The sequence below is a fragment of the Streptomyces sp. NPDC002602 genome (assembly GCF_042889445.1).
GTDB lineage: Bacteria > Actinomycetota > Actinomycetes > Streptomycetales > Streptomycetaceae > Streptomyces.
The window spans coordinates 340,684-366,497 of sequence record NZ_JBIAQX010000004.1; the positions used below are offsets into that span (position 1 = coordinate 340,684).

The following is a 25,814-nucleotide window of genomic DNA, read 5'->3' on the forward strand; positions in this document are numbered from 1 at the left end:
ATCGGGGCATCGTTTCTGCATGCCAATCTCACCTCCGTGAACACGTTTAGAGGCCTGTTCCGGCCGCTCCACGCCGGCGGCCTGCTTGCCGTCTCCGCCGTCGCCCTGACCCTGTCCACCGCACTCCCCACGGAGGCGACGACCGGCGCGCGCTACCTGGCCGGTCCGGTCGGCGTGCAGGACGCCACGCCCCGCAAGGTCTCCGGGAGCGCGGTCTACTGCCCCGACGGCATGCTCGTACAGTCCGGCGGCTACTCCCTGGAGAACGGCCGAACCGGGCCCGTCCTCGCCAGTCACCCCGTCGTCGGACCGCACGGGCGCAAGGGTTGGTACGCCTCCGCCTCGCACGCGGACGTCCGCGCGTACGTGCTCTGCCTGCCCACTCTCGGGGACGGATCCTGACCACGTCGGGCGACGGGGTCCCCTCACCGGGACACCGGGACACCGCGACACGGCCACACGGCCACACGGCGCAGGCGTCAGGCCCGGTCCCGCGGCCGGAAGACGGGCAGCGCCCAGCGCGGCGGCGGGGGCGCCGGTTGCGACTCGCCCGACTCCGGGGCGTCGACGGGCGGGGCCGGAACCGTTCGGGTGGCCGCGCGCCGGCCGTCCCCCGGCGCTTCCTCCCCCGCCCGGCGCAGCGCCGCGGTGAACTCCAGGCAGGTGCGCCAGCGTTCCTCCGGCGACTTGGCCAGGGCCTTCGCCACCACCTCGTCCACCGCGGCCGGCAGGTCCGGCCGCTCCGCGCTCACCGGTGGTGGCGGGTCGTACTGGTGGGCCCACAGGAGGGCCATGTCGTCGTCCCGCCGGAACGGTGGTCCGCCGGCCAGCATCTCGTGGACGACGCACCCCAGGCCGTAGACGTCGCAGCGCCCGTCCACCGGCTTGCCGGAGATCTGTTCCGGCGCCACGTAGTCCAGCGTTCCGACGAACTGTCCGACGCTCGTGAACCCGGTCAGCGACAGGGACTTCTTCGTCAGCCCGAAGTCCGTCAGGTACACGTGCTCGGGGTGTTCGCTGTCGGTGCCCTCCGCCACCAGGATGTTGCCCGGTTTGACGTCCCGGTGGACCAGGTCGTGGTCGTGGGCCGCGTCCAGGGCCGAGGCCACCTGGCCCGCGATCCGCGCGGCCGTCGCCACCGGCAGCGGACCGGTGCGGTCCAGCATCGCCCGCAGGTCCTGTCCGGCGACGTGGCGCATGGCGATGTACAGCAGACCGTCCGCCTCGCCCGCCTCGAAGACCGGCACGATGTGCGGGTGGTCGAGGGACGCCGCCACCCGCGACTCGTGCGCGAACCGCTGTCGGAACGTGTCGTTGCGGGCCAACTCGGGTGCCAGCAGCTTCAGTGCCACGACACGGTCGAGGCGCAGGTCCCGCGCCCGGTAGACGACGGCCATCCCGCCGCGCCCGATCTCGCCCTCCAACCGGTATCCGGCGATCCGTGTCCCGGTGCCGGCCGGTCGGCCTCCCGGGGCGTCCGCGGCGGACATCACCGGCCACCGCCCCCGGGTGTGTCGACGATCCGCGTCGGCTCGTGTCCGTCCGCCGGCCCGGGGGGCACCCCGCCGGGCCCCTCGCCCGCCGGGCCCGCCTGTTCGTCGGACGCGGGCGCGGGCGCTCGTTCATCGGGCGTGGGCGCGGGCGCGGCGGGCGCTCGTTCGTCGGACGCGGGCCCGGGCGCGGGCGCGGCGGGCGCCTGCTCGTCGGGCTCCGGGTCCTCGACCGGCGGCCGGGGTCCGGGGGCGGTGCCCGGTTCCGCGACGACCGCGTAGGTCGCCCGCCGGGTGCCGTCGCCGTACATCCACCGCCCGGCCGTCTCGTCGTAGAGCCAGATCTCCGCCCCGTCGAGCACCACCCCGGCGCGCAGGCCGCGGGTGGCGCGCCGGAAGCCGTCGGCGTCCGTCCGGCCGGAGGCGAGTTCGTCGGCGGCCCGGCGGTAGCGCTCCAGAGCCTCGACTCCGCGGGCGAGCAGCGGTCGGGGGTCCTCGGCGCGGGTCAGGGGGCGTCCCGCCGTGGGCGGCGGTTGCGGGACGACGACCAGCAGTCGCCCGTCCACCCAGGCGGACCAGCCGTTGGCGCACAGGATCTCCGCCCATTCGCCGCGCCGGGACAGCAGTTGCACGGGCAGGAAGGCGTCCAGGGCCGCGGTGGGCCGCGAGACGTCCGGTGCCTCCCAGGCGGGCAGGCCGTCCCGGGGCACGACGTGGGTGGGCCGGAAGTCGGCGACGCCTTCGGGTGCTTCGGGGCTCGTCACGCGGCCTACTTCCGCATGATGGCGGGTTCGTGGCGCCGCAGCAGCCGGGAGACCAGTACGCCGAACAGCACGCACAGCACGACCAGCATCCCGAGGTTCAGCAGCCACACGCCGACGGTGTGCGCGAACAGCGGGTCGTCGGTGAGGGGGCCGGGCACGATCGCGCCCAGGTCGATGGTGCCCGCCATCGCGCCGAGTGCCCAGCGGGAGGGCACCAGCCAGGAGAGTTGTTGGATCACCGGCACCCCGTCCAGTTGCAGGAGCGCCCCGCAGAAGACCACCTGGACGATGGCGAGGAGGACCAGCAGCGGCATGGTGACCTCCTCCTTCCTGACCAGGGCGGAGACCAGCAGGCCGAGCATCATCGCGGTGAACGACAGCAGGGCGACGGCGATCGTGATCTCGATCAGCGGTGGCATGAGGACGCCCTTGCCGTCGGGGGCGCCTAGGTTCACGCCCAACAGGGCGACGAGGGTCAGCACGACGGCCTGGGCCACCGTGATCGCGCCCAGGACCACCACCTTGGACATCAGATAGGCGGAGCGCGACAGCCCCACCGCGCGTTCGCGCTGGTAGATGGTCCGTTCCTTGACCAGTTCGCGCACCGCGTTGGCGGCGCCGGTGAGCACGCCTCCCACGCACAGGATGAGCAGGGCGTTGATCGCCGTCTCCTGGGTGAGGCGGCTGCCGGCCAGGGCGCGGGCCATGGCGCCCATCACGAACGGCAGCGCGACCATGATGGCGAGGAAGGTCCGGTCCGCGCTCAGCGCCGCCGCGTACCGCCGGACCAGGGTGGAGAGTTGGGAACCCCAGCTCTGCGCCTTGGGCGGAGGGGCGACGAAACCGGCCGGTCCGGGCCTGCCGTCCGCGACGGGGGGCCGGGGGGCGGCCCCGCGCACGTACCTGCGGTGCAGGGGGGACGCCGCGTACTCGGCGGCCCAGTCGCGGTCCTGTTGGTTCTCGAAGGCCTCGAAGGCCTCGGGCCACTGCTCGTAGCCGAAGAAGTCGAGGGTCTCGTCGGGCGGCCCGAAGTAGGCGACGCGCCCGCCCGGGGCGAGCACGAGCAGCCGGTCGCAGACGTCGAGGCTGAGCACGCTGTGGGTGACCACGATGACGGTGCGACCGTCGTCCGCGAGGCCGCGCAGCATGTGCATGACCGAACGGTCCATCCCGGGGTCGAGACCGGAGGTGGGTTCGTCGAGGAAGAGCAGGGAGGGTTTGGTGAGCAGTTCCAGGGCGACGGACACCCGCTTGCGCTGGCCGCCGGAGAGGCTGTGGATGGGCTGGTCGGCGCGCTGTACGAGGCCGAGCTCACCGATCACCTCGTCCACCCGCGCCTGGCGTTCCGCCTTCTCGGTGTCCTGGGGGAAGCGCAGTTCGGCGGCGTAGGTCAGGGCGCGACGCACCGTGAGCTGGGCGTGCAGGATGTCGTCCTGCGGCACGAGGCCGATGCGGCTGCGGAGTTCGGCGTAGTCGCGGTACAGGTCGCGTCCGTCGTACAGGACGGACCCCTGGTCGGCGGGGCGCAGGCCGGTGAGGGCGCCGAGCAGGGTGGACTTGCCGGCGCCGCTGGGGCCGACGACAGCGAGCAGGCATTTGGCGCCGACGGGGAAGGAGACGTGGTCGAGCAGGACCTTGCGGCCGTGGTCGACCGTGACGGCGAGGTCCTGGACGTCGAGCGAGACCTCACCAGTGTCCACGTACTCCTGGAGCTGGTCGCCGACCAGGCAGAAGGCGGTGTGTCCGATGCCGACGATGTCGCCCTCGGCGATCGGCGCGCGCTCGACGCGGGCGCCGTTCAGGTAGGTGCCGTTGTGGCTGGCGAGGTCGACGATCTCGTACGTGCCGTCCGCGCGTGCCCGCAGCTCGGCGTGGCGGCGCGAGACGACGAGGTCGTCGACGACGAGGTCGTTGTCGCCGGCCCGCCCGATGCGCACGGCGGTTCGCGCGGGCAGCGGGCGGACCGAGGTCGGCCGGGCGAAGGTTCCGGTCAGCCCGGGGTGCGCCACGGAGGACGGCCGCGAGGTCCCGCCTGCGGGCCCGGCGGGCGGTACGGGCGTCGACGGCCACGCGGGTTTGGCCGGCGGCGCCGAGCGCAGGGGAAGCGCGGGGGCGGACGGGCGCACGGAAAGCGCGGGGGCGGACGGGGCCGGCGGGGGCTCGGCCGGCGCGGGGGCCGACGGGGCCGTGCGCGCGGGGGTCGCCGCCGGCTCCACGGGTCTGGCGGGCGGCTCGGGGCCGAGCAGGAGGGCGCGCGGGCCGTCGTCGACGCTGCCGAAGCGCAGCTCGCTGCCGGCGCCGACGTTCCAGGCGTGGACCCGGCGGCCGTCGGCCCAGGTGCCGTTGGTGCTGTCCTCGTCCTCGACGGTCCAGTGGTCGCCTTCGGCGCGCAGCACGGCGTGGTGCCAGGAGACGCGGGCGTCGTCGAGGCAGATCTCGCAGAGGGGGTCCCGGCCGACGTGGTAGGTCCGGACCGGGCTCATCGCGGTGGAGCCCCCGGCCGTTTCCAGAACGAGTTCGGGTGCGGTCGGCACACCGGGGCGCTGGACCATGGTCAGATTTTCCCACGATCCGACCGGCTCGGCATAACCGCAGGTCAGAGCCCTCTTATGGGTAATGACAACGGTCCCCGTTGCAGCCTTTGCCCATCTTCGAAAGGTGCGCTTCACTTCACGCGTCGGAACCGAACAAACGGGGGACGCCATGACCGGGCACGACCACGCGAAGGACCACACCCACGCCCACGGCGGCCACGCCCACGGCGGACACAGCCACGGGGTCGACCCGAACGCCGACCGCCGCTGGCTGGGAATCGCCCTCGCCCTGATCGCGGGCTTCATGGCCGTCGAGGTGGTCATCGGCGTCATGGCGCACTCCCTGGCGCTGATCTCCGACGCCGCGCACATGCTCACCGACGCCGTCTCGATCGTCCTCGCGTTGATCGCGATGCGACTAGCCGCCCGGCCGGCGCGCGGTGGGTTCACCTACGGCCTCAAGCGGGCCGAGATACTCTCCGCCCAGGCCAACGGCCTCACCCTGCTCCTGCTGGCGGTCTGGTTGGCGTACGAGGCGGTGCGCAGGCTGCTCGACCCGCCGCCGGTGGAGGGCGGACTCGTCCTGGTGACGGCGCTCGCGGGGATCGTCGTGAACGTGGCGGCGGCCTGGTGCATCTCGAAGGCGAACCGCTCCTCCCTGGCGGTCGAGGGCGCCTACCAGCACGTACTGAACGACCTGTTCGCCTTCATCGGCACCGCCGTGGCCGGTCTGATCGTGCTCACCACCGGTTTCGTGCAGGCCGACGCCATCGCCTCGCTCGTGGTGGTGGCGCTGATGGTCAAGGCGGGCTACGGACTGGTGCGCGAGTCGGGTCGGATCTTCCTGGAAGCCGCTCCGGCCGGCACGGACCCGGACGCGGTCGGCGACCGGCTCGTCGGGCAGCCGCCGGTGACCGAGGTCCACGACCTGCACATCTGGACCATCACCTCGGGTCAGGCGGCCCTCTCCGCGCACGTCCTGGTGGAACCGGCGGGCGACTGCCACGCCGTGCGCCGTGACCTGGAAGCACTGCTGGAGAAGGAGTACGGGATCACGCACACCACGCTCCAGGTGGACCACGCGCAGGACGCGCTGCTCTCGGTCGGGCGGCGACCGGGCGAGGTCCCGACGGGCGACTCGCACTGCGCGGACGCGCACGGCCCGGTCCACCGCGAGGGTCCGCACGACCACTGACGGTCCGACGGTCACGATCGCCGGCGGTCCGGTGGTGCCGACACCCCGCACGCGGGGCATGGATAGCGGCATGGCACAGAAACGAAGCGCCGGCCTGCTCCTCTTCCGTCGGGCCGGCGAAGAGGAGACCGACATCGAGGTCCTGCTCGGGCACATGGGCGGACCCCTGTGGGACCGGCGGGGCGACACCGGCACCTGGGCGATCCCCAAGGGCGAGTACGGTCCGGAGGAGACCCCCCGCGACGCGGCCCGCCGGGAGTTCACCGAGGAGATCGGCCTGCCGCCCCCGGAGGGCCCGTACCTGCCCCTGGGCGAGATCCGGATGCCGAGCGGGAAGCTGGTGACGATCTGGGCGGTGCGGGCGGATCTGGATCCGGCGCTCATGGTGCCCGGGACCTTCACGATGGAGTGGCCGCCGCACTCGGGGCGGATCGGCGAGTTCCCGGAACTGGACAAGGTGGCCTGGTTCCCTCCGGCGGTGGCCGAATCCAAGTTGATTCCCGGCCAAGTGCCGTTTCTGGAGCGGCTGTTGGTGCTTCTGAAGGGTTGACCCGACCTTGACTTGCCAACAAACCCCACCTGCGTGGACATTGCACATATGACGAGCGTCGTGCTGGTGGGGACCCTGGACACCAAGGGTGTGGAGTACGGCTGGTTGCGCGAGAGACTGCTGCGCGCCGGCGTCGAGGTGGTACTGGTCGACACGGGCATCATGGACGAGCCCCGGCTGCCGGCGGACGTGCCGCGCGAGGCGGTCGCGCGGGCAGCGGGAAGGGAACTCGCGGACCTGCGCGCCGCCGCCGACCGGGGGTCGGCCGTCACCGCGATGGCCGCCGGGGCGGAAGCGACCCTCCTGCGCCTGCACGCCGAGGGCCGGCTGCAGGGGGTGCTCGCGATCGGCGGCAGCGGCGGCACGTCCATCGCGACCCGGGCCATGCGGGCGCTCCCCCTGGGCGTGCCGAAGGTGATGGTCTCCTCGATGGCGTCCGGGGACGTCGCCCCGTACGTCGGATCCTCGGACATCACCATGATGTACAGCGTCGTGGACATAGCGGGGATCAACAGCGTCTCCGCTCCCGTGCTCGCCAACGCGGTGGAGGCGGTCGCCGCGATGGCCGGGGGCTTCGCCCGCGCCTCCCGGGAGCGCGGCCCGACCCGGCTCGGCGCCGGTGGGCGGCCGCTCATCGCGGCGAGCACGGCCGGCGTGACCGCGATCGGCGTGGACGCCGCCCGGGAACGACTGACCGGGCTGGGTTACGAGGTGCTCGTCTTCCACGTCAGCGGCACGGGCGGCCGGACCCTGGAGAAGCTGGCGGGCCAGGGAATCTTCGCGGGGGTACTGGACCTCACGCTGAGCGAGCTGGCCGACGACCTGTGCGGGGGCATCCTCACGGCGGGCCCCGACCGGCTCAGCGCGGCCGGTCGTGCCGGGATTCCGCAGGTGGTGAGCCTGGGCGCGCTGGACATGGTGAAGTTCGGCCCCTTGGAGAGCCTGCCCGAACGGGCCCGCTACCGGCGGGTGCGCCTGCACAACCCCTCGATCACGGTGATCCGTACGACCGCGTCCGAGTGCGCCGAACTGGGCCGGCGGGTCGCGGTCAAGTTGCGGTCGGCCACCGGGCCGACGGCCGTCTGCGTCCCCTTGCGCGGACTGTCCACGCTCGGCGCGCCGGGTGGCCCCTACCATGACCCCCGTGCGGACGGGGCGCTGTTCTCGGCTCTGCGCGAGGGATTGCGGGGCAGTGCCGCCCGGCTGTACGACTACGACACCCACATCAACGACCCGGCCTTCGGCAGGGACGCGGCCGACCGACTGCACGCCATGATCGGCGCGGAGCGGGCGGCGGCCTGACACCCGTACGAGACACCCCGCGAGGTTGGGAACCAGCCGTGGCGGAAACCGTGTCCCAGGTGGTGGCCGGTCGGGGGACGACCGGAACCGGGCGCGACGCCATGGGCGGGGGGCAACGATGAACGACGTGTGGACCGTACCGGGGTACGCCCAGGTCCGGGAGCTCGGTGCGGGCGGCAGCGGCCGCGTGGTTCTCGCCGTGCACGGGGCGACGGGGACGGCGGTCGCGGTGAAGTACCTCGCCGACCGGCTGCGCGAGGATCCCGCCTTCGTCCGTGAGTTCCGCGCGGAGGCCCGGTTGCTGGGCGGGCTGCGCTCGCCGTACGTGGTCGGCCTGTACGAGTACGTGGAGGCGCCCGGCGGCGCCGCGATCGTCATGGAACTGGTCGACGGGATCTCCCTGCGCGCCCTGCTGAAGCAGTCGGGCCGGGCGGACGCCGAGGCCGCGCTGGTGGTGCTGAAGGGGTCCCTGCTGGGCCTGGCCGCGGCGCACCGGGCGGGGGTGGTCCACCGGGACTACAAGCCGGAGAACGTGCTGGTCTCGCCGGACGGTTCGTCGAAGCTGGTGGACTTCGGGATCGCGGCGGGGCGCGGCACCACACCCGGCGTGGCGGGCACGCCCGCGTACATGGCCCCCGAGCAGTGGCAGGGACGGCCGGCCTCCCCCGCGGCCGACGTGTACGCGGCGACGGCGACGTTCTTCGAGTGCCTCACGGGGCGCAAGCCCTTCGACGGGACCAACTTCGCGGAGTTGGCGGTCCAACACATCGAGGCGCCCGTGCCGGAGACGGAGGCACCGGAGCCGGTGCGTCCGCTGATTCGGCGCGGTCTGGCCAAGGAGCCCGAGCGGCGGCCGGAGAACGCCGAGGCGTTCGTCGCGGAGTTGGAGGGCGTGGCGCTGGCCGCGTACGGACCCGACTGGGAGGAGCGCGGGCAGCGCAAGCTGGCGGCGCTGGCGGCGCTGCTGCCCTTGCTGTTCCCCTCGGCGGGGGCGCCGGCCGCCGGTACCACCGCGCTGGCGACGACCGCCCTGAAGCCGCCCGCGAGGAGCCTGCTGCCGGGCCGGCGGGGAGCGCTCGCGGCGGGTGCGGTGCTGGTCGTGGGGGCGCTGCTGATGTTCACGTACGACGCTGTCGGCGGCGAGCCGGACGGCGCGGCGGCGCTGAGCGCCTTCGCGACGACCGGCCCGGGTGCGCCGGTGGCTTCGCCGGCTCCCGGTCCGAGCCCGTCGGGTTCCCCTTCGGCGTCCGTGTCTGCGTCCGCGAGTCCCTCGACCTCCGTGTCCCCGTCCGTCTCGACCTCGGCGTCCACGAGCTCCGGCCCGAGCGGCACCCCGACGCCGACGCCCACCTCGACCGTCACCGAGCCGACCCCGACGCCCACTCCCACCCCGACGCCCACCCTCACTCCCACGCCGACTCCGACGCCGACGCCGACTCCGGTGGTCGTCTCGGGGGTGTCCGTCAGCCTGTCCGCCGCCCCGAGCGCCGGTCGGGCGACCGTGTCCCTGGACGTACGGGGCGGACCGGCGACGGTCACCATCGAGTGGTTCCGCGGAGACAGTCCGGGCGACCTGCGCTCGGCGGACGGCGCGGACTCCGTCGCCGTGGAGGCCGGGACGGGTCCGGTGACGCGGTCCCACGCCCTCGCGCGGGTCGGCGGCTGCTACTTGAGCGCTCGGGTCACCACCAAACCGGCGTTCGACAAGAAGACGGCCGTCGACTCGATCCTCATCCCCAGGTGTCAGGAGGTGCCGCGATGAGCGATGCCCGCGCTCCCGAGGGAGACGACTACAGCGCCACCGTCCTCGGCAGTCACTGGTTCAGCGGCCCGCCCGGAGGCGAGGCCGACGAACCGGCGACGCGGCGGGCGGCCGAACCGGGGGCGACGCGGCGGCTCGACCCCGCCCCCGGCTCCGACCCCGCCCCCGACCCCGACCCCGACACACGGCGGCTCGACGAACCGGACACGAAACGGTTCGACACCCCGCAGACCACTCCCGGAGCGGTGCCCGACCGGATCGAGGGCTCGGTCCTGCGGTTCGGGCCCGGGGTGACGGCGGCCGTGCCCGCGCCGTTCCCCGTGGTCGTCGGGACCGCTGTGGGCAACCCGCGCCGCCGCGGGGGGCAGTGGCGTCGGTACACCCTGGCCGCCGTGGTGTTGGCCGCGGTGCTCGCGTACCTGGGCTGGCAGCGCTTCGGTCCGGCCGTCGAGGTCCGGGACGTGGCGGTCAGCACCGATCCGAAGGGGCCGAGCTGCGATTCCGCCGCCGACGTGGTGGCGCTCGTACGGACCAACGGGCGCCCGGGCACCCTCGCGTACCGCTGGCTCCGCAGTGACGGCACCCGATCGGAGCAGCTCACCGAGCGGGTGCCGAGCGGGCGGCGGGAGGTCGCGCTGCATCTGCTGTGGACGTTCCACGGCGCGGGGACCTACCCGGCGCGGGCCGAGATCGAGCTGGTGTCGCCCTCGCGGCACACGGCCTCGGTGGAGTTCACGTACCGCTGCCGCTCCTGAGGCGCGCGCCCGGGGCGGTACCGACCGGTTCCCGCGGCCGGGGCCGCCGTGGCCGTCCGGCCGGAGCGCCGGTGCCGGTGCCTGCGCCGGCGCCGGTCCCCGGGCCACGTGTCCGGCCGGCCTAGAACCGCGCGTGGGCGGTGATGTCCGCCGCGAACTCCCCCGTCATCGCCGGGGTCACCGAGGGCCGGCACTGGGCGACCGCCGTGAGGTAGTCCTCGGTGCTCGCGCCGAGCTGCGCCGCCGACGCGCCGCGGGTGCCCACGGCTTCCAGGTCCCGTTCGAAGGACGCCTGCGCGGCCGCCCGGGCCGCGTGCTCGATGTCCGCCGGGGTGAACAGTTCGCTCGCCTCCACCAGGGCCGCCACGTCGACGTCCACCCGACCGGCCGTGTGCCGCGACCACATCGCGGCGCGGGCCCCGGCGTCGGGGGTGCCGATGGGGATCAGGTAGTCGAAGCGTCCGGGACGCAGGAAGGCGGGGTCGAGGGAGCGGACGGAGTTGGTCGCGCAGACCAGCAGCCGTTCGTCGCCCTCCCGGAAGCCCGGTATCAGCTTGAGCAGTTCGTTGGTCACCCCGTGGATGCCGCCGGGCCGCACGGGCTCGGTGCGTACGGGCGCGATCTCCTCGACCTCGTCGATGAAGACGAGGACGCGTTCGAGTTCGCCGATGCGGGCGAAGGCGTCGCGCAGCGCGGCGGCGAGGTTCCCCTCGTCCGCGAGCCGGGAGGGCAACAGTTCCACGAAGGGCCAGCCGAGTCGGGAGGCGATGGCGCGGGCGAAGGTGGTCTTGCCGGTGCCGGGGGGTCCGAAGAGGGCGATGGCGCGCGGCGGCCGTACCCCGTGCGCGGCGGCCCGTTCGGGTTCGGCGAGCGGCAGCACCACGCGGCGCTCGATGAGGTCCTTCTCCTTCTCCATGCCGGCGACCTTGGTCCACAGGTCGTTCGGCAGGAACCGACCACCGAGGTCGTCGAGGAGTCCGGCGGCCGGTCCGTGCAGCGGCTCGGTCTTCTCGAAGTAGGCGACGGCGGGCTGGCGGGTGTAGCCGGCGTTGAGCAGGCCTTCGCCGAGCAGGTCCTCCTCGGGCAGGACGTAGGCGATCCGCCCGACGCGGGCGGCGATGAGGCGGCGCTCCAGTTCGACGAGGAGGGCGCTGGCCAGGCCCCGGCCGCGCCAGCCGGCGGCGATGGCGATCCGCATCACCCAGGCCCGCTCGCCGGTGACGCAGGCCAGGGCCGCGCCGATGGGGACGCCCTGGTGGACGGCGACCACGCAGGGCTGCCGATCGGTGAGGGCGCTGATGCACTCGGCGAGCGAGAAGACGGACTCCTGGCCGAGTTCGGCCGTGGTGTCGATCAGATGCACCACCGCTGCGAGATCGTTCTCGCGGTAGTCGTGGATGAGCCAGTTCACCGGGTACCGCCCCTCGTTTCGTGCTCCTGCGGCGAGGCTAGGGGCGGCCGGGCCCGACGATCACGCTCCGTCGTGCACAACAGGCGTACGGGAAACCCTCCGTGTCGTCCATAGACCGGGCACGTGCGCCGTCGGAGCGGACACGCGTGCCGTCGGATCCCACCGGGGTCCCGCGTTCTCTTCATGGCATCCGATGGAACGGCGCCGCGCGGCGGGTCGGGAGGTCAGTGCGCGTGGGAGTCCAGCCAGCCGAGCGAGGTACGGGCCAGGTCCGGCCAGCCGTGGTCGACGGTCAGGGAGTGGCCCCGGTCCTCGAAGCACTGGTACTCGGTGGTGGCGCGGGAGTCCCGGTACTGCTTGTAGGTGGAGCGGGTCAGCACGTCCGGGACGGTGTGGTCGAGGCGGCCGGACAGCAGGAGCAGCGGGCCCCGGGTCTCGTTGTCGGTGTTCACCCGGGCGGCGGAGTGCGGGACGAAATTGCCGAGCGCCAACTGGAACAGGGGGCGGGCCGGGCTCGGGATCGTCCACTCGTCGTACAGTTCGGCCGACTCCCGCTCGGAGACCGCGTTGGCGAAGCCGTAGCGGAACTGTTCGGTGTTCAGCGACACCGCGTGCTTGATGTTCACGGGGTCGCGCAGGAAGGCGAAGGTGGACTTCGCCTGCGCCGGGGCGATGGCCCTCACTCCTTTGATCTGGCCGGGGCAGACGGCCACGGCCGCCTTGCCCAGGCCTTGGCCGAGCAGGTGCTGGGCGATGAACCCGCCCACCGAGTGCCCGACGAGCACCGGCGGGACGGAAAGCGCGCGGATGACCCGGGCGTGCGCCTCGGAGATCTCGGCCAGCCCGACGCCGGCCTGGTCGTCGGGGCGCCGGCGGGCCTCGGTGACGGTGTCGGGGACCCCGGGCCACTCGGGGAGGATCGGCTCGAATCCCGCGTCGAGGAAGGCTTCGGCCCAGCCCTGCCAGCTCGTGGAGTGCAACCAGAGCCCGTGGATGAACACCACGGGCGTGCGGTGCGGTGTGGTCATGGCGGGACACCTCCTGGGACCCCCGGCGCCTCTGCCAGTCTCGCCCCGGCCGGGAGGGGACGCCTGCGGAGCCCTCGCCGGGACCGGTGGAGCCTCCCCTCGACGCCGATGGAGCCGCCCGCCGACGCCGATGGACCCGCGCCGCGGCGCGGGTTTCTGCGAGCGGGATCGCCGAGGAGCCCGGATCCTGGACGGACCCGGATCGCCGAGCGACCGGGCTTCGCGAGGTGGTTCGTCCGGGTCCGGCATTCACAGCGGATTCATATGGAATATCGGGCTCCGGACACAGTCTCGAAGGGCAGGCTCGATACATGATCCATCGCGTGCTCCCCCGACAGACCGGCCGCGCCCGCGCCCTGCGGGCCTCCCGGATCGCGCTCGCGCTGGCCGCCATGGGCGCGCTGCTGGGCATCGACCTGCCCGACGCGACGGTCGTGACGCCCGCGGGCGTCACGGCGCAGGCCGCCCCCGACCGGACGGCGGACCGGGTGGGCGCGCTGTTCACGGGCGGGCTGGAGGGCGGCCACTTCTGCACAGCGTCCGTTGTGCGCAGCGCGGGCCGCGACGTGATCGCCACCGCCGCGCACTGCCTGGACCACCCGGAGTCCACCGTGTTCGCGCCGGGCTACCGCGACGGGCGTGCCCCGTTCGGCGTATGGAAGCTGACCGATGTGCACGTGGCCCCGGGCTGGACGAGCGACGAGGACCCGGACGAGGACATAGCCTTCGCCTCGGTCGCACCGGCGGACGGCGGGACGGCGGCGGTCGAGGACGTGGTGGGCGGGTTCCCGGTGGCGCCCGACCAGCCGGACGGCGTGTCGGTGACCGTCGTCGGCTATCCGAGCACCGAGGACGCGCCGCTGCGCTGCGCGAACGGCACCTCGATGTTCTCCGACACGCAGCGCCGCATCGAGTGCCCGGACCTCAGCGGCGGCACCAGCGGCAGCCCGTGGCTGGCGAACGGTGCGCTGACCGGGGTGCTCGGCGGCCACGAGGGCGGTGGCACGGTGCCGGACGTGTCGTACAGCGCGGTGGTGGGTGACCAGGCGCTGGAGCTGTACCGGGAGGCCGCGGTCCCGGCGGGCTGACCGCTCCTCGACCCGTCCGGGGACTCCCGCGACCTAAGCGTCGGGTCCCTCCGCGAAGTCCTCGGGGTCCGTCTCGCGCAGCCGCCGGACCCGATTGTCCAGCAGGTGCGCCGCCTGCCGGTCCCCGCAGTCGAACTCCTCCCCGATCCGGCGCAGGGCCTGGATGCGACGCCCCTCGCGGACGAGGTGGTCGATCCGGGACCAACGGGACTCCGGGTCGTACGCCGGCCGTTTCAGTGAGTCCACCTCGGCCCTCAGCAGCGCCACCTCGCGCAGTGCGGCGTCGCGCTCGGCACGGGTGCGTTCCAGTGCGGCGCGCAGTCCCCCGGCCTCGTCACACATCGCCCACCTCGTGCGCGGGCCCGCTCAACGCGGCCGCCGGCGCCTCGGACGGGGCCTCGAACCAGGTCGGCTCGTCGGTCAGGGCGCGGTGGATGCGGTCCAGGCCGAAGTCGTCCAGCGGGGGCAGGGCGTCCAGCGCGAACCAGGCCACTTCCAGCGACTCGTTGTCGTTGGCGCGGGCCTCGCCGCCGGTGGCCCGGCAGCGGAAGGTGATGTCCTGGAACTGGCAGACGTCCCCGTTGGGGTACACGATCGGCTGGAGCATCTGGACCAGGACGACGCGTTCGGGAACGCAGTGAACGGCCGTCTCCTCGAAGACCTCCCGCACGGCCGTCTCCGCCGGCTGCTCCCCGGGCTCGGCGATGCCTCCGATGACGGCCCACTGGCCGGTGTCGACCCGGCGGCCCAGCAGCACCCGGCCCCGGTCGTCGAAGACGATCGCGGTGACCCCGGGCAGCAGGAGCAGTTGGTGCCCGGCGGTGGCCCGGATCGCGCGGATGAAATCAGGTGTGGTCATGACCCGACCCTACGAGGCCGGGCGCGGCCACCGCCCGTCACACCGCCCGGCGGTCCCGGACGCGGCGTACGAGGACCCACCCGAGGCCGCCCGCGGCGAGCAGGATCAGCGCGTACTCGGTCAGCGGCCCGAAGCGGGTGGCCGGGGTCTGCGTGGAGCGCAGCGGGACCTTCTCCACCAGCGCGTCGGCGGTGAACATCTTCGTCTGGCGGACGACCGTCCCGTCGGGCCGGATGACGGCGCTGACGCCGCTGGTGACGGGGACGAGCACGGTGCGGCTGTGCTCGACGGCGCGGACGCGGTCCATGGCGAGCTGCTGGTAGGTCATCTGGGAGCGGCCGAAGGTGGCGTTGTTGCTCGGTACGGCGATGACCTGCGCGCCGGCGCGGACGGTGGAGCGGACGGCGTCGTCGAAGGCGGCCTCGTAGCAGGTGACCATGCCGACCCGGCTGCCCGCCATGTCGAAGACGCCGGGGTCCTTGCCGGGTCCGAAGTCGCGGCGGACCCGGTCCACGTCCTTGCTGAAGATCCGGATGACGGAGCGCATGGGCATGCGCTCGCCGAAGGGTTGGATCTTGCGCTTGTCGTAGGTCTGGGTGGGCCCCTTGGCCGGGTCCCAGAGGATCATCGTGTTGCGCAGGGGGCCGGTCGGCGGCGCGATGACGGAGCCGATGGCGACGGGGACGCCGATGCGCTTGACGGCGTTGTCGATGACGTCGTGGGCGTCGCGCTCGGCGTAGGGGTCGATGTCGGAGGAGTTCTCCGGCCAGACCACGAAGTCGGGCTGCTCGGCGCGGCCCGCCTTGACGTCGTCGGCGAGCTTGAGTGTGCGGTTGGCGTGGTTGTCCAGGACGGCGCGGCGCTGCGAGTTGAAGTCGAAGCCGGCCCGGGGGACGTTGCCCTGGATGACGGCGGCCACCGAGGTGCCGTCCTCGGCCGCGTCCGACACGAGAGGGCGGGCCGCGAGGGCCGCGCCGATCGGCGCGACGACGGCGAGCAGGGCGAGGGCCACCGTGGTGCGGCGGGGGTCGCGGCGGGCGACGCGCGCGACCTCGTACAGGCCGAATCCGCACAGGGCGACCGCGAAGGACAGCAGCGGGGTGCCACCGAGCGCGGCGAGCGGGAGGAGGAAGCCGTCGGCCTGACCGAAGGCGAGCTTGCCCCAGGAGAAGCCGCCGAAGGGGACTCGGGAGCGCAGCGCCTCGGCGGCCACCCAGATGGCGGCGGCCCACAGCGCCCGGCCGGGGAGCTTGCCGACGAGGGCGATGCCGAGCCCGGCGAGACCGAGCAGCAGGGCTTCGAGGGTGGCGAGGGCCAGCCACGGGACGGGGCCGACCTCCTCGCCGGTCCAGGACAGCAGCGGGACGAGGTAGCCGAGGCCGAAGAGGAAGCCGAGGCCGAAGCCGGCTCGGGCGCGGCGGCCGTGCAGGCAGCCGGCCAGCAGGGCGAGGGCGAACGGCGCCAGCCACCACAGGGGGCGGGGCGGGAAGCTCGCGTAGAGCAGCAGTCCGGCGAGGACGGCGATCAGGGAGCGCGTCTGCCACGGGGCCTTGCGGGCACCGGCGAGCACGGTCCGCGACAGGCGGGCGGCCGTCCACTTCCCGTCGTCGGGACCACCGGGGTTCGCGTCGGCCGCGGCTGCCGCGGTGGAGGGGGAGGGATCGTTCCCGGCCGCGCGGGTGACACTGCTGCTCATCTGGCGGAGTGTACGTCCCTCCGCGCGCGAAGCGGGTGACCGGCTCAGTGGGCCAGGGCCCGCAGGTGGGTGCGGATGACCCGGACGGCGTTCTCGGCGTCGTCGACGGTGACGGTGAACAGTTTCCCGTCGCCCAGGCGCAGCTCCACGCCCTCGCCGCGGCGGACGACGACGGCGGTGCCCTTGTCGGGGCGCCAGCGGTAGCCCCAGCCGCCCCACTGCTGCGGGGTGATCCGCGGCACGAACTCGGCGGAGATCACCTCGGCCAGCGGGATGGTGCGGCGGGGCAGCCCGATGTGGCCGCAGCGCACTTCCATGGCGCGGGAGTCGACGGTGACGGCCACGTGGACGAAGGCGAGGGTGCCGAAGAGGACGAGCAGACCCACCGCGAGACAGCCGATCACGGCCATGAGCAGGGGGATGATGCCCGCCGTCCACGCGTAGTCGACGGCGAGTTCGATGCCCAGGGCGAGGCACGCCACACCGGTGCCGGCGAGCAGCCACTGTGCGCGGTTGGAGGCGCGGCCCGTCCAGAGCGGACCCGGGGGGTGACCCGTCATGTGTAGCAGCGTACTCACGTTCCGCACGCGCGCCACCGTCTCTCCGCCGCCCGGTTCGGCGTCGCCGCCGCCGGGCGGGCCGGTCGAGCGGGCTCTCGCCTCGGTGACCGCCCCAGCCGGGGAGGAGCCCCACGAGGACGTTCCGCGGGGCCGAACGCCTGACGGTCGTGAAGCGGTGCGGGGTCCGCGAGGCGCCCGCCGGGTGTTGTGGCGTCGCCCGGCCCCACGATCACCACGGCCGTGGTGATCCACCTGTCGTATCGTACCCACGTTCGTGGTGCGGCCGACCGGGTGAACCAAGGGCTCGCGTGGATCCCTGGCCGCGGCCGGGCTCGACGACCTGGAGGGTTTCGCCCGCGGACCGCTGGACAGATCTGCCCCGACGAACAGGAGGCCTCGTGACCGGTCGGCTCGATCGTGTGGTGGGAGCGGTGCTGGGCTCGGCCGCGGGGGACGCGCTCGGCGCGCCCTTCGAGTTCGGCCCCGCCGGTGAACTGGCGGCTCGCGGGAGGGAGATGGCCGGGGGCGGTGGCTGGGACCCGGGTGAGGCGACCGACGACACGCAGATGGCGGTGCTGGTCGGCGAGTCCCTGCTGGACCACGGCGGACTCGAACTCCCCGACGTCTTCGCGAGGTTCCGGCGCTGGGCGGCCGGGCGTCCCAAGGACATCGGGCTCCAGACGGAGGACGTGCTGACGAACGGCGAGTCGTGGGACCTGGCCGCCGCGCTGCACTTCCAGGTCAACTCGCGGGCGGCGGGCAACGGTTCGCTGATGCGCGCGGCCACCTCGGCGGTGTACTTCGCGGCCGCCGGGCGGGAGGCCACCATGGACGCGGCCCGGCGGATCTCGGCCCTCACGCACGGCGACCGCGCCGCCTGGGAGGGCACCGCCGTCCTGCACGAACTGGTACGGGTGGCCCTGGACGGGGCCGATCCGCTGGCCGCGCTGCCGGCGACCCTCGACGCGGTGCACCCGGACCACCGTGAACGCTACGGGCGCGTGCTCGCCCCCGACTGGCACCCTGACCTGGCCACCGAGTTCAACGGGGCCGTGTGGCCCTGCCTCGGCTCGGCGGTGTGGGCGCTGCGGACCACCTCGGGGTTCCCCGAGGCCGTGCGCGCCGCGGTGAACCTGGGCGGGGACACCGACACGGTCGCCGCGGTCACCGGAGCGCTGGCCGGCGCCCGCTACGGCCAGGAGGCGATCCCGGACGCGTGGACCGCGCCCCTGCACGTGCCGATGCCCGGCTACGGGGACCGCACCCTCGACGCGGCCGGGCTCCGGGACCTGGCCCGGCGACTGGCGGACGCCGGCCCGGGCGCCGAGAGCCCCTCCGTCGTCCCGCCGACGATCGCGGGCCGGCCTCACTGATCGTCCGGGCCTTCGGGGCCGCCCGCCCGGGCGGCCCGCGCGGTCACTGACCGACGGTCGCGCCCGACCCGGCGAAGAGCCGACCCTCGGCGTAGCCGAGCACCTCGGCGGGCAGCTCCGAAGGGCGTCCGCTGAGCAGCACGGTCAGACCGCCCGTGCGGGGCAGACCCGGCTCGGGGCGGGCGCCGATGCGGCGCAGCGCCTGACCGGCGACGGCCTCGGCGGACCCGTGGAACACGAACCCGTTGCCGCCGGTGCGCTCGATCAGGGCGGCCCGGATGGGCTCCTCCACCAACTCGTAGTGCGTACAGCCGAGGACCACGTCCGTGACGTCGGGCGGGGTCAGCGCGGCGGCCGCGGCGACGGTGCGCGCGACGGCTTCCTCGTCGGCGTACTGCACGGCGTCGGCCAGCCCGGGGCAGGGCACCTCGGTGACCGGGACACCGGCGGCGAAAGCACGGATCAGGTCGCGCTGGTAGGGGCTGCCCGTGGTGGCGGGGGTGGCCCAGATGGCCACGCGACCGCCGGCGGAGGCCGCCGGCTTGATCGCGGGGACCGTGCCGATGACCGGGATCCCGGGCTCCAGCTCGGCCCGCAGGGCGGGCAGGCTGTGCACGGACGCGGTGTTGCAGGCCACGATCAGCGCGTCCGGCCGCAGCGCGGCGGCGGCCCGGGCCACGTCCAGGGCCCGCCCGGTGAGGTCGGCGGGGGTGCGCGGACCCCACGGCATCCCGTCGGGGTCGGAGGACAGCACCAGATCGGCGTCCGGCCGCAGCCGGCGCATCGCGGCGGCCGCCGCGAGGAGGCCGATTCCCGAGTCCATGAGCGCGATCTTCACCTGGTCACCTTAATCGACGACCCCCTCGAACCCGACCTCCACGCCCCACGACGCCCGGCCCGGACCCGCCGCGAGGCCCACCCCCGGCACGGCCCACACCTGCCGCCGCACCGCCCGCCGCACTCCGTCCGGCGAGGCCGGCGCGATCGCGGGCCCGCGTCCGCCGGGCGCCACGCCCCGAAGTGCGCGACACGCACCGCGGGTTTCGGCACACTGCGGCCATGGGCCTCCTCCTGACCGCCGCGTACGTCTCCCTCGCCGCCTGGCTCTGGCTCACCCTCGCCCAGGGCATGTTCTGGCGCACCGACGTGCGGCTCCCCCGGCGCACCGACCCCGCGCACTGGCCGTCGGTCGCGATCGTCGTGCCGGCCCGGGACGAGGCGCGGGTGCTCCCCCGCAGCCTCCCCTCCCTGATCGCCCAGGACTATCCCGGCACCGCCGAGATCTTCCTGGTCGACGACGGCAGCACCGACGGCACCGCCGAGCTCGCCCGACGCCTGGCGGGAGAGCAGCCGGGGCTCCCCCTCACGATCCTCTCCCCCGGCGAACCGGAACCCGGGTGGACCGGCAAGCTGTGGGCCCTGCGCCACGGCATCGGGCGGGCCCGCACGGCCCGCACCATGGAGCCGGACTACCTCCTGCTCACCGACGCCGACATCGCCCACGAGCCCGACAGCCTCCGCGAGCTCGTCGCCGCCGCGACCTCCGCGGACCTCGACCTGGTCTCGCAGATGGCCCGGTTGCGGGTGACGAGCCCGTGGGAACGCCTCGTCGTCCCCGCCTTCGTCTACTTCTTCGCGCAGCTCTACCCGTTCCGCCGGGTCAATCGCCCGGGCGGCCGGACCACCGCCGCCGCCGGCGGGTGCGTGTTGCTCCGTACCGCGACCGCCGTCCGCGCCGGCGTCCCCGACTCCATCCGGCAGGCCGTCATCGACGACGTGTCGCTCGCCCGCGCCGTCCGCCGCTGCGGCGGCAGGATCTGGTTGGGGCTGGCGGAGCGGGTGGACAGCGTGCGCCCGTACCCCGCGCTGGGCGATCTGTGGCGGATGGTCTCGCGCAGCGCGTACACCCAACTGCGCCACCAGCCGCTGCTGCTGGCCGGCGCGGTGGCCGGTCTGACGGTGGTCTACCTCGTCCCGCCCCTCGCCCTCGTCGTGGGACTGGCCGCCGCGCACCCCGCCCTGGCGTGGGCGGGCGGTCTCGCCTGGCTGCTGATGGCGGGCACCTACCTGCCGATGCTGCGCTACTACCGCCAGTCGGCCGCCCTGGCCCCGCTGCTCCCCTTCACGGCGCTGCTCTACCTCCTGATGACCGTGGACTCGGCCGTCCTGCACCACCGGGGCCGCGGGGCCGCCTGGAAGGGCCGCACGTACGCCCGTCCCACCGACGCCTGAACCGACCGGGCCCCACCTGAAAGCGTGTCATCCGAGGTCATCGCGTTGTGACGGAATGTCAGCACCACATGGGTGCAACGCACAACCGGTCGGTACGAGTAGCAGCAAGTTGGGGCGGAAGTGGCGAATCGTGCACGTGGACGTGAAGTGAAGCCTGTGGCTCTGACCTGCGAATATGCAGGTCAGGGCGGTGTTGGTCACACCTCGCTATGGACCCGGTGAAGTCGTGGGCTTAACTTAGGTCCCATGACCTCCCCCCGCTCCACTTATGGCGGCGGTTACTACTCCGCGCCCTCCTTCCCGGACACCCCCATCTACGACTCCCTCGTCGCCGAACGCGGCACCCCGCAGATCGCGCCGATCCGTGTCCCGGCCCAGTACGACTCTCCGGGTGCCGGTTATTCGAGCGGTGGGTACCTGCCGGCCCTCCCGTCCGCCCTGCCCGCCCTGCCGCCCGCACCGCAGCAGCAGCAGCAGGCTCCGGCGTACGGGTACCCGTACCAGCAGCAGTCCGCACCGCAGCAGATGCCCGTGCCGTTGCAGCAGGCGCCCGCGCCGTACATCCCGCAGCAGCAGCCCGTCGCCTCGCGTCCGGTGTACGCGCAGCAGCAGCCGCAGCAGCCCCGTCCGGTCGCCACGGGCACCGGGTACGAGGCCATGCGCCCGGCGGCGCCCAGGCCGATGCAGGCACCCGTGCAGGCCACCTCGTACGACGACCCGTACGGCCGCCAGTACCAGGGGCGCGGCTACTGACCGGTCCTCCCGGAGGTCGGGGGGTCGGCGCCGCACGGCGCTGACCTGGGGACGCGTGAGGGCGGCCGGTAAAATGCCCTCATGCCGACCCTGTATGTCCATTCGCTCCACGTCCATCCCGTCAAATCGGTGGCGGGGATCGCTCCCGACGAGGTGGCCGTGGAGCCCTGGGGTCTGTCCGGTGACCGCCGCTGGGCCGTGGTCGACGTCGAGGGTTCGGTCGTCACCCAACGACAGCAGCCCCGGCTGGCCTTGGCCTCCTCGCGTCCGCTCGCGGCCGGCCGGATCGTGCTGTCGGCGCCCGGGATGGCCGACCTGACGGTGGAGGTGCCGGAACCGGGGCCGTTGGAGCCGGTGGTGCTGTTCGGCAAGAAGGTCGAGACGGTGGTCGCCGAGGGCGCGGCCGGCGACTGGCTCAGCGCCTTCCTCGGGATGCCCGTCCGGCTGGTGCACCTCGACGATCCGGCCGTCCGGCGCCCGGTGGACCCGGACTACGCGCTGCCCGGCGAGACCGTGAGCCTGGCCGACGCCTATCCGCTGCTGATCACCACCTTGGCCTCTCTGGAGGCCCTGAACGAGCTGATCGCCCGCGGGGACCATCCCGAGGAGGGGCCGCTGCCGATGAACCGGTTCCGGCCGAGCCTGGTGGTGGCGGGTTCCGGGGCCTGGGCCGAGGACGGCTGGCGACGGATCGCGGTGGGCGACACCGCCGTGTTCCGGGGGGTGCGGGAGTGCGGGCGGTGCGTCGTCACCACCACCGACCAGCGGACGGCGACGCGGGGCAAGGAGCCCCTCAAGACCCTGGCTCGCCACCGGCGGATCGGGAAGTCCCTCGCTTTCGGGCGGCAGGTGGCACCGGTGACACTGGGCACGGTGCGCGTGGGCGACGAGGTCCGCGTCCTGGAGTGAGCACGCCGACCGCGACCGGGCCGGGGTGATCGTCCGGACGGTGCCGTCGGAGCAACACCTTCGAGGGGCTCGACCCGCCCCCCGGAACCAACCGGCACGGCGGGGCCGTTGAATGACTCGGGACGGGTGACACCGAAACGGCCGGCGTACGGGGGACGTGCACCGGATCGGGTGGCCACGCGTCCGCGCGTCCCGGAATGCGCGTACACCGGGCATGCGGGAGGCTCGGACGCGCAGACAGACGGAGGCAAGGGGGTGCCGGACCGTGCGGACAGCAATGGGTGTGTGGCGTTGGCGGCGCAATCCGCTGCGCCGACCGACCGATCTCTTCGAGGCGTGGGTGGCGTTCGCCGCCGTGGTCTGCGTCCTGGTGGTGGCTCCGGCCGTCGGCTGGGTCACCGGACTCCGGGTGGACGGCACCCTTCAGCGGGCCGCGAGCGAACAGCGGCACGAGCGGCGACTGGTGCCGGCGGTGGTGCTCCGCACGGCTCCGGACCCGCCCGCCGGCGCGGACAACGATCCGACGGCCGACCGGCAGCCCCCGGCGCGGACCCAGGTCGTGGCCTCGTGGATCGCGCCCGACGGCACCAGCCGGCAGGGGACGGTGCCGGCCGCCGAGGAACCACCGCGTCCCGGCGACAGGTTCCGGATGTGGACCGACTCCGGGGGGCGGCTGGTGGGCCGCCCGCTCGACCCGTCGGCGGCGTCCTTCCACGCCACGATGGCCGGTCTGGCAGCCGCTCTGGGCCTGGCCGCGCTGGTGGAGACGGTCCGGCGTCTGGTCGTACGCAGGCTCATGCATCGGCGGTACTCGTGTCTGGACCGTGCGTGGGCGGCGGCCGGCCCGGACTGGGGCCGGGCGGGTGCGGGCAGCTGACCTGGCAACTCATCGGCCCCGCGCGCGCTACGGTGGTCCGGGTGGTTCAGCCGCTCCAGGCACTTCGATCTCTTCGAGTTGCCTCGGTGACGTCAGTCGCCGACGTCAGTCGCTTCGGCAGCGCGAATACCGCGAATACGAGGGTGGGGGCACGACAGCACCATGGCTCAGGGCACGGTCCAGGTGACACACGGCGGGGCTTCGCGGTGGCGCCGCCGCTCCGGTGAGTATCCGACACTGAGCGCCGCGCTCGCCGTCGCGGGCGACGGGGACGTCCTCTCCATCGGCCCCGGCACCTACCGCGAGAACCTGGTCCTGGAACACGCCGTGACGCTGCGCGGCCTGGAGGGCGGGGTGGGTTCGGTACGGATCGCCCCGCTCGACGGCGTGGCACTGACCGTGCGCGCCTCCGCCGTGATCCAGGACCTGCACCTGGAGGGCCAGGACCGGGCGGCGCCGGCGCTGCTCGTGGAGGAGGGCTCCCCCGAGCTGACCGACCTGCGCGTCATCACCCGCTCGGCGGCCGGCATCGAGGTGCGCGGCGGCGGGGCCCGGCCGCTGGTGCGCCGTTGCACGGTGGAGAACCCCACCGGGGTCGGCATCGCCGTGCTCGACGGCGGCGGCGGGGTGTTCGAGGAGTGCGAGGTCGTGGCCGCGGGCCAGACCGGGGTGTCGGTGCGCGGTGGCGCCCGGCCGCGCCTGGAACGCTGCCGCATCCACCACGCCACGGGTGCGGGCATCGGCGTCACCGGTGAGGGCTCCGGACTGGAGGCGCTGGGCTGCGAGGTGTACGAGATCAAGGGCACCGGCGTACAGGTCGCGGCGCGGGCCACCGCCCGGCTCACCGACTGCTCGGTGCACCGCACCTCGGCCGACGGGGTCACCCTCGACACCGACGCGGTGCTCACGCTCGCCGGCTGTGACATCCACGACATCCCGGAGAACGCGGTCGATCTGCGCTCCCGTTCGGTGCTGACGCTCAGTCGCACCACCGTGCGGCGCTTCGGGCGCAACGGCCTGTCGGTGTGGGATCCGGGGACCCGGGTGGTCGCCGAGTCCTGCGAGATCCACGACAGCACCGGCGACTATCCGGCGGTGTGGGTCAGCGACGGGGCCACCGCCTCGCTGGACTCCTGCCGGGTGCACGACGTGCCGGACGCGCTGTTCGTCCTGGACCGGGGCTCCCGTGTCGACGTCGTCGACAGCGATCTCTCCCAGGTCCGCAACACCGCGGTGTCGGTGAGCGACGGGGCGACGGCGCAGTTGGACGACTGTCGGATCCGGGAGGCGGCGACCGGGGCCTGGTTCCGCGACCACGGCAGCGGCGGCACCCTCGCCAACTGCACCGTCGACTCGGTGCAGACGGGCGTGATCGTCACCAAGGGCGCCGACCCGGTGTTGGAGCGGTGCACGGTCAGTTCCCCCGCGGAGGCCGGGTTCTACGTGTCGGCGGGCGGTCGCGGGACCTTCACGGCCTGCCGGGTGACCGGCAGTTCCGGCTTCGGATTCCATGTCATCGACGGCTCGCGCACCACCCTCGCCAAGTGCCACACCGAGCGCTGCGCGCGCGGCGGCTACGAGTTCGCCGAGGACGGCCCGGTGACCGAGGACTGCACGAGTGACGAGTCCGGGCCTCGGCTCACCGCCCAGTCGTCCGCGATCGGCGGGCAGGGCGGGGCGCAGGCGGGAATCCGGACCCTCGCGGCGGACCAGGGCCCGGCGGCGCGGGCGGCCGACGTGCCGCCCGCCCGGTCCGGCGAGCCCGAGGCGGAGCGGGCGACACCGGCGCGCGGGTCCGGCGAGGTGTTGGGCCACCTCGACGCGCTGGTGGGCCTGGACAGCGTCAAGCGCGAGGTGCGCGCCCTCACCGACATGATCGAGGTCGGTCGCAGACGGCAACAGGCGGGCCTCAAGGCCGCCTCGGTACGCCGCCACCTGGTCTTCACCGGCTCCCCCGGTACGGGCAAGACGACCGTGGCCCGTCTCTACGGGGAGATCCTCGCCTCCCTCGGGGTGTTGGAGCGCGGTCACCTCGTCGAGGTGTCCCGGGTGGACCTGGTCGGCGAGCACATCGGTTCGACGGCGATCCGTACCCAGGAGGCGTTCGACCGGGCGCGCGGCGGGGTGCTGTTCATCGACGAGGCGTACGCGCTGGCCCCGGAGGACTCGGGGCGGGACTTCGGGCGCGAGGCGATCGACACGTTGGTGAAGCTCATGGAGGACCACCGTGACGCGGTGGTGGTGATCGTCGCCGGCTACACCGCGGAGATGGACCGGTTCCTGACCGTGAATCCGGGTGTGGCCTCGCGGTTCTCCCGCACCATCACCTTCGGCGACTACGGCCCCGAGGAACTGCTGCGGATCGTGGAACAGCAGGCGGAGGAGCACGAGTACCGGTTGGGCGAGGGCACGCCGAAGGCCCTGTTGGTGTACTTCGCCGACCTTCCCAAGGGGCCCGCCTTCGGCAACGGCCGTACCGCGCGTCAGACCTTCGAGGCGATGGTCGAGCGGCACGCCGGGCGGGTGGCGCAGCTCGCCGATCCGGGGACCGACGAGCTGACCCTGCTGTTCCCGGAGGACCTTCCGGCGCTGCCGGGGCCGACGGCGGCGCTGCCGGCCGGGACGCTCTGAGGCGGGTCGACGGTCGCCGGTTCGCGGCGTCGGGTGCGTTCGCGG

General features: G+C 73.8%; 23 protein-coding genes. 13 read left to right on the top strand and 10 right to left on the bottom strand.

What is annotated here, in order from left to right:
* Positions 1–36: 36 nt before the first annotated feature.
* Positions 37–402, top strand: coding sequence for a hypothetical protein (locus tag ACFYW3_RS14640; protein ID WP_351751314.1), 366 nt, complete (start codon positions 37–39; stop codon positions 400–402).
* 77 nt (positions 403–479) lie between these two features.
* Here the strand turns inward: ACFYW3_RS14640 and ACFYW3_RS14645 are convergent, their stop codons facing one another.
* Genes ACFYW3_RS14645 through ACFYW3_RS14655 form a run of 3 tightly spaced genes read right to left on the bottom strand, consistent with a single transcriptional unit; the run spans position 480 to position 4,806 of the window.
* On the bottom strand, positions 480–1,490 hold the full coding sequence (locus ACFYW3_RS14645) for a protein kinase (RefSeq protein ID WP_389386441.1): 1,011 nt from the start codon (positions 1,488–1,490) through the stop codon (positions 480–482).
* A complete protein-coding gene (locus tag ACFYW3_RS14650; RefSeq protein ID WP_389386442.1) occupies positions 1,490–2,254 on the bottom strand; it encodes a hypothetical protein in 765 nt (254 codons plus the stop codon). The genes ACFYW3_RS14645 and ACFYW3_RS14650 overlap by 1 nt, the downstream gene beginning before the upstream one ends.
* A 5-nt stretch (positions 2,255–2,259) precedes the next feature.
* On the bottom strand, positions 2,260–4,806 hold the full coding sequence (locus ACFYW3_RS14655) for an FHA domain-containing protein (RefSeq protein ID WP_389386443.1): 2,547 nt from the start codon (positions 4,804–4,806) through the stop codon (positions 2,260–2,262).
* A 151-nt stretch (positions 4,807–4,957) separates the two neighbouring features.
* Between ACFYW3_RS14655 and ACFYW3_RS14660 the strand changes: the two genes are divergently transcribed.
* From ACFYW3_RS14660 to ACFYW3_RS14680, 5 genes are all read left to right on the top strand, one after another.
* On the top strand, positions 4,958–5,983 hold the full coding sequence (locus ACFYW3_RS14660) for a cation diffusion facilitator family transporter (RefSeq protein WP_389386444.1): 1,026 nt from the start codon (positions 4,958–4,960) through the stop codon (positions 5,981–5,983).
* Between the two features lie 70 nt (positions 5,984–6,053).
* Positions 6,054–6,533, top strand: a complete 480-nt coding sequence (locus ACFYW3_RS14665) for an NUDIX domain-containing protein (RefSeq protein ID WP_351373183.1) — start codon at positions 6,054–6,056, stop codon at positions 6,531–6,533.
* Between the two features lie 48 nt (positions 6,534–6,581).
* Positions 6,582–7,835 carry a Tm-1-like ATP-binding domain-containing protein gene (locus tag ACFYW3_RS14670; RefSeq protein WP_351751308.1) on the top strand — a complete coding sequence of 418 codons (1,254 nt, stop codon included), beginning with the start codon at positions 6,582–6,584 and terminating at the stop codon, positions 7,833–7,835.
* Between the two features lie 118 nt (positions 7,836–7,953).
* Complete coding sequence (locus tag ACFYW3_RS14675; RefSeq protein WP_389386445.1) at positions 7,954–9,597, top strand: protein kinase; 1,644 nt, start codon at positions 7,954–7,956, stop codon at positions 9,595–9,597.
* On the top strand, positions 9,594–10,352 hold the full coding sequence (locus tag ACFYW3_RS14680; protein ID WP_389386446.1) for a hypothetical protein: 759 nt from the start codon (positions 9,594–9,596) through the stop codon (positions 10,350–10,352). The genes ACFYW3_RS14675 and ACFYW3_RS14680 overlap by 4 nt, the downstream gene beginning before the upstream one ends.
* Positions 10,353–10,473: 121 nt before the next feature.
* Here the strand turns inward: ACFYW3_RS14680 and ACFYW3_RS14685 are convergent, their stop codons facing one another.
* Together ACFYW3_RS14685 and ACFYW3_RS14690 are read right to left on the bottom strand one after the other, a co-directional pair.
* Positions 10,474–11,763, bottom strand: coding sequence for a bifunctional GNAT family N-acetyltransferase/ATP-binding protein (locus tag ACFYW3_RS14685; protein WP_351751303.1), 1,290 nt, complete (start codon positions 11,761–11,763; stop codon positions 10,474–10,476).
* A gap of 224 nt (positions 11,764–11,987) precedes the next feature.
* Positions 11,988–12,791, bottom strand: coding sequence for an alpha/beta fold hydrolase (locus ACFYW3_RS14690; RefSeq protein ID WP_351751301.1), 804 nt, complete (start codon positions 12,789–12,791; stop codon positions 11,988–11,990).
* Between the two features lie 311 nt (positions 12,792–13,102).
* On the opposite strand from ACFYW3_RS14690, the gene ACFYW3_RS14695 reads away from it, so the two are divergent.
* Complete coding sequence (locus ACFYW3_RS14695) at positions 13,103–13,879, top strand: trypsin-like serine peptidase (RefSeq protein ID WP_389386447.1); 777 nt, start codon at positions 13,103–13,105, stop codon at positions 13,877–13,879.
* Between the two features lie 33 nt (positions 13,880–13,912).
* On the opposite strand, the gene ACFYW3_RS14700 is transcribed toward ACFYW3_RS14695, so the two are convergent.
* Genes ACFYW3_RS14700 through ACFYW3_RS14715 form a run of 4 tightly spaced genes read right to left on the bottom strand, consistent with a single transcriptional unit; the run spans position 13,913 to position 16,994 of the window.
* The gene (locus ACFYW3_RS14700; RefSeq protein WP_351751298.1) at positions 13,913–14,221 is read right to left on the bottom strand and encodes a hypothetical protein; all 309 of its coding nucleotides are present in this window, start codon (positions 14,219–14,221) and stop codon (positions 13,913–13,915) included.
* On the bottom strand, positions 14,214–14,738 hold the full coding sequence (locus ACFYW3_RS14705; RefSeq protein WP_389386448.1) for an NUDIX domain-containing protein: 525 nt from the start codon (positions 14,736–14,738) through the stop codon (positions 14,214–14,216). Before ACFYW3_RS14705 ends, ACFYW3_RS14700 begins: the two co-directional genes overlap by 8 nt.
* 37 nt (positions 14,739–14,775) lie before the next feature.
* A complete protein-coding gene (lnt, locus tag ACFYW3_RS14710; RefSeq protein ID WP_351751295.1) occupies positions 14,776–16,434 on the bottom strand; it encodes an apolipoprotein N-acyltransferase in 1,659 nt (552 codons plus the stop codon).
* Between the two features lie 44 nt (positions 16,435–16,478).
* Positions 16,479–16,994 (bottom strand): hypothetical protein, encoded by a 516-nt coding sequence (locus ACFYW3_RS14715; RefSeq protein ID WP_351751293.1) that lies wholly within the window; start codon positions 16,992–16,994, stop codon positions 16,479–16,481.
* Between the two features lie 398 nt (positions 16,995–17,392).
* On the opposite strand from ACFYW3_RS14715, the gene ACFYW3_RS14720 reads away from it, so the two are divergent.
* Complete coding sequence (locus ACFYW3_RS14720; RefSeq protein WP_389386449.1) at positions 17,393–18,367, top strand: ADP-ribosylglycohydrolase family protein; 975 nt, start codon at positions 17,393–17,395, stop codon at positions 18,365–18,367.
* A 43-nt stretch (positions 18,368–18,410) separates the two neighbouring features.
* On the opposite strand, the gene ACFYW3_RS14725 is transcribed toward ACFYW3_RS14720, so the two are convergent.
* Positions 18,411–19,205, bottom strand: a complete 795-nt coding sequence (locus tag ACFYW3_RS14725; RefSeq protein ID WP_351751289.1) for an aspartate/glutamate racemase family protein — start codon at positions 19,203–19,205, stop codon at positions 18,411–18,413.
* A gap of 221 nt (positions 19,206–19,426) precedes the next feature.
* Here ACFYW3_RS14725 and ACFYW3_RS14730 point away from each other — a divergent pair, with 221 nt between their 5' ends.
* The 5 genes from ACFYW3_RS14730 (at position 19,427) to ACFYW3_RS14750 (ending at position 25,769) form a co-directional block, all read left to right on the top strand.
* Positions 19,427–20,599, top strand: coding sequence for a glycosyltransferase (locus tag ACFYW3_RS14730; protein ID WP_389386450.1), 1,173 nt, complete (start codon positions 19,427–19,429; stop codon positions 20,597–20,599).
* Positions 20,600–20,845: 246 nt separating this feature from the next.
* Positions 20,846–21,352 (top strand): DUF6643 family protein, encoded by a 507-nt coding sequence (locus ACFYW3_RS14735; protein ID WP_389386451.1) that lies wholly within the window; start codon positions 20,846–20,848, stop codon positions 21,350–21,352.
* Positions 21,353–21,433: 81 nt separating this feature from the next.
* Positions 21,434–22,261 carry an MOSC domain-containing protein gene (locus ACFYW3_RS14740; RefSeq protein WP_389386452.1) on the top strand — a complete coding sequence of 276 codons (828 nt, stop codon included), beginning with the start codon at positions 21,434–21,436 and terminating at the stop codon, positions 22,259–22,261.
* A gap of 265 nt (positions 22,262–22,526) precedes the next feature.
* The gene (locus tag ACFYW3_RS14745; RefSeq protein WP_351751284.1) at positions 22,527–23,138 is read left to right on the top strand and encodes a hypothetical protein; all 612 of its coding nucleotides are present in this window, start codon (positions 22,527–22,529) and stop codon (positions 23,136–23,138) included.
* A gap of 162 nt (positions 23,139–23,300) precedes the next feature.
* Entirely contained in the window at positions 23,301–25,769 is a 2,469-nt protein-coding gene (locus tag ACFYW3_RS14750; protein WP_351751282.1) for a right-handed parallel beta-helix repeat-containing protein, read from the top strand.
* The last annotated feature ends 45 nt before the right edge of the window (positions 25,770–25,814 follow it).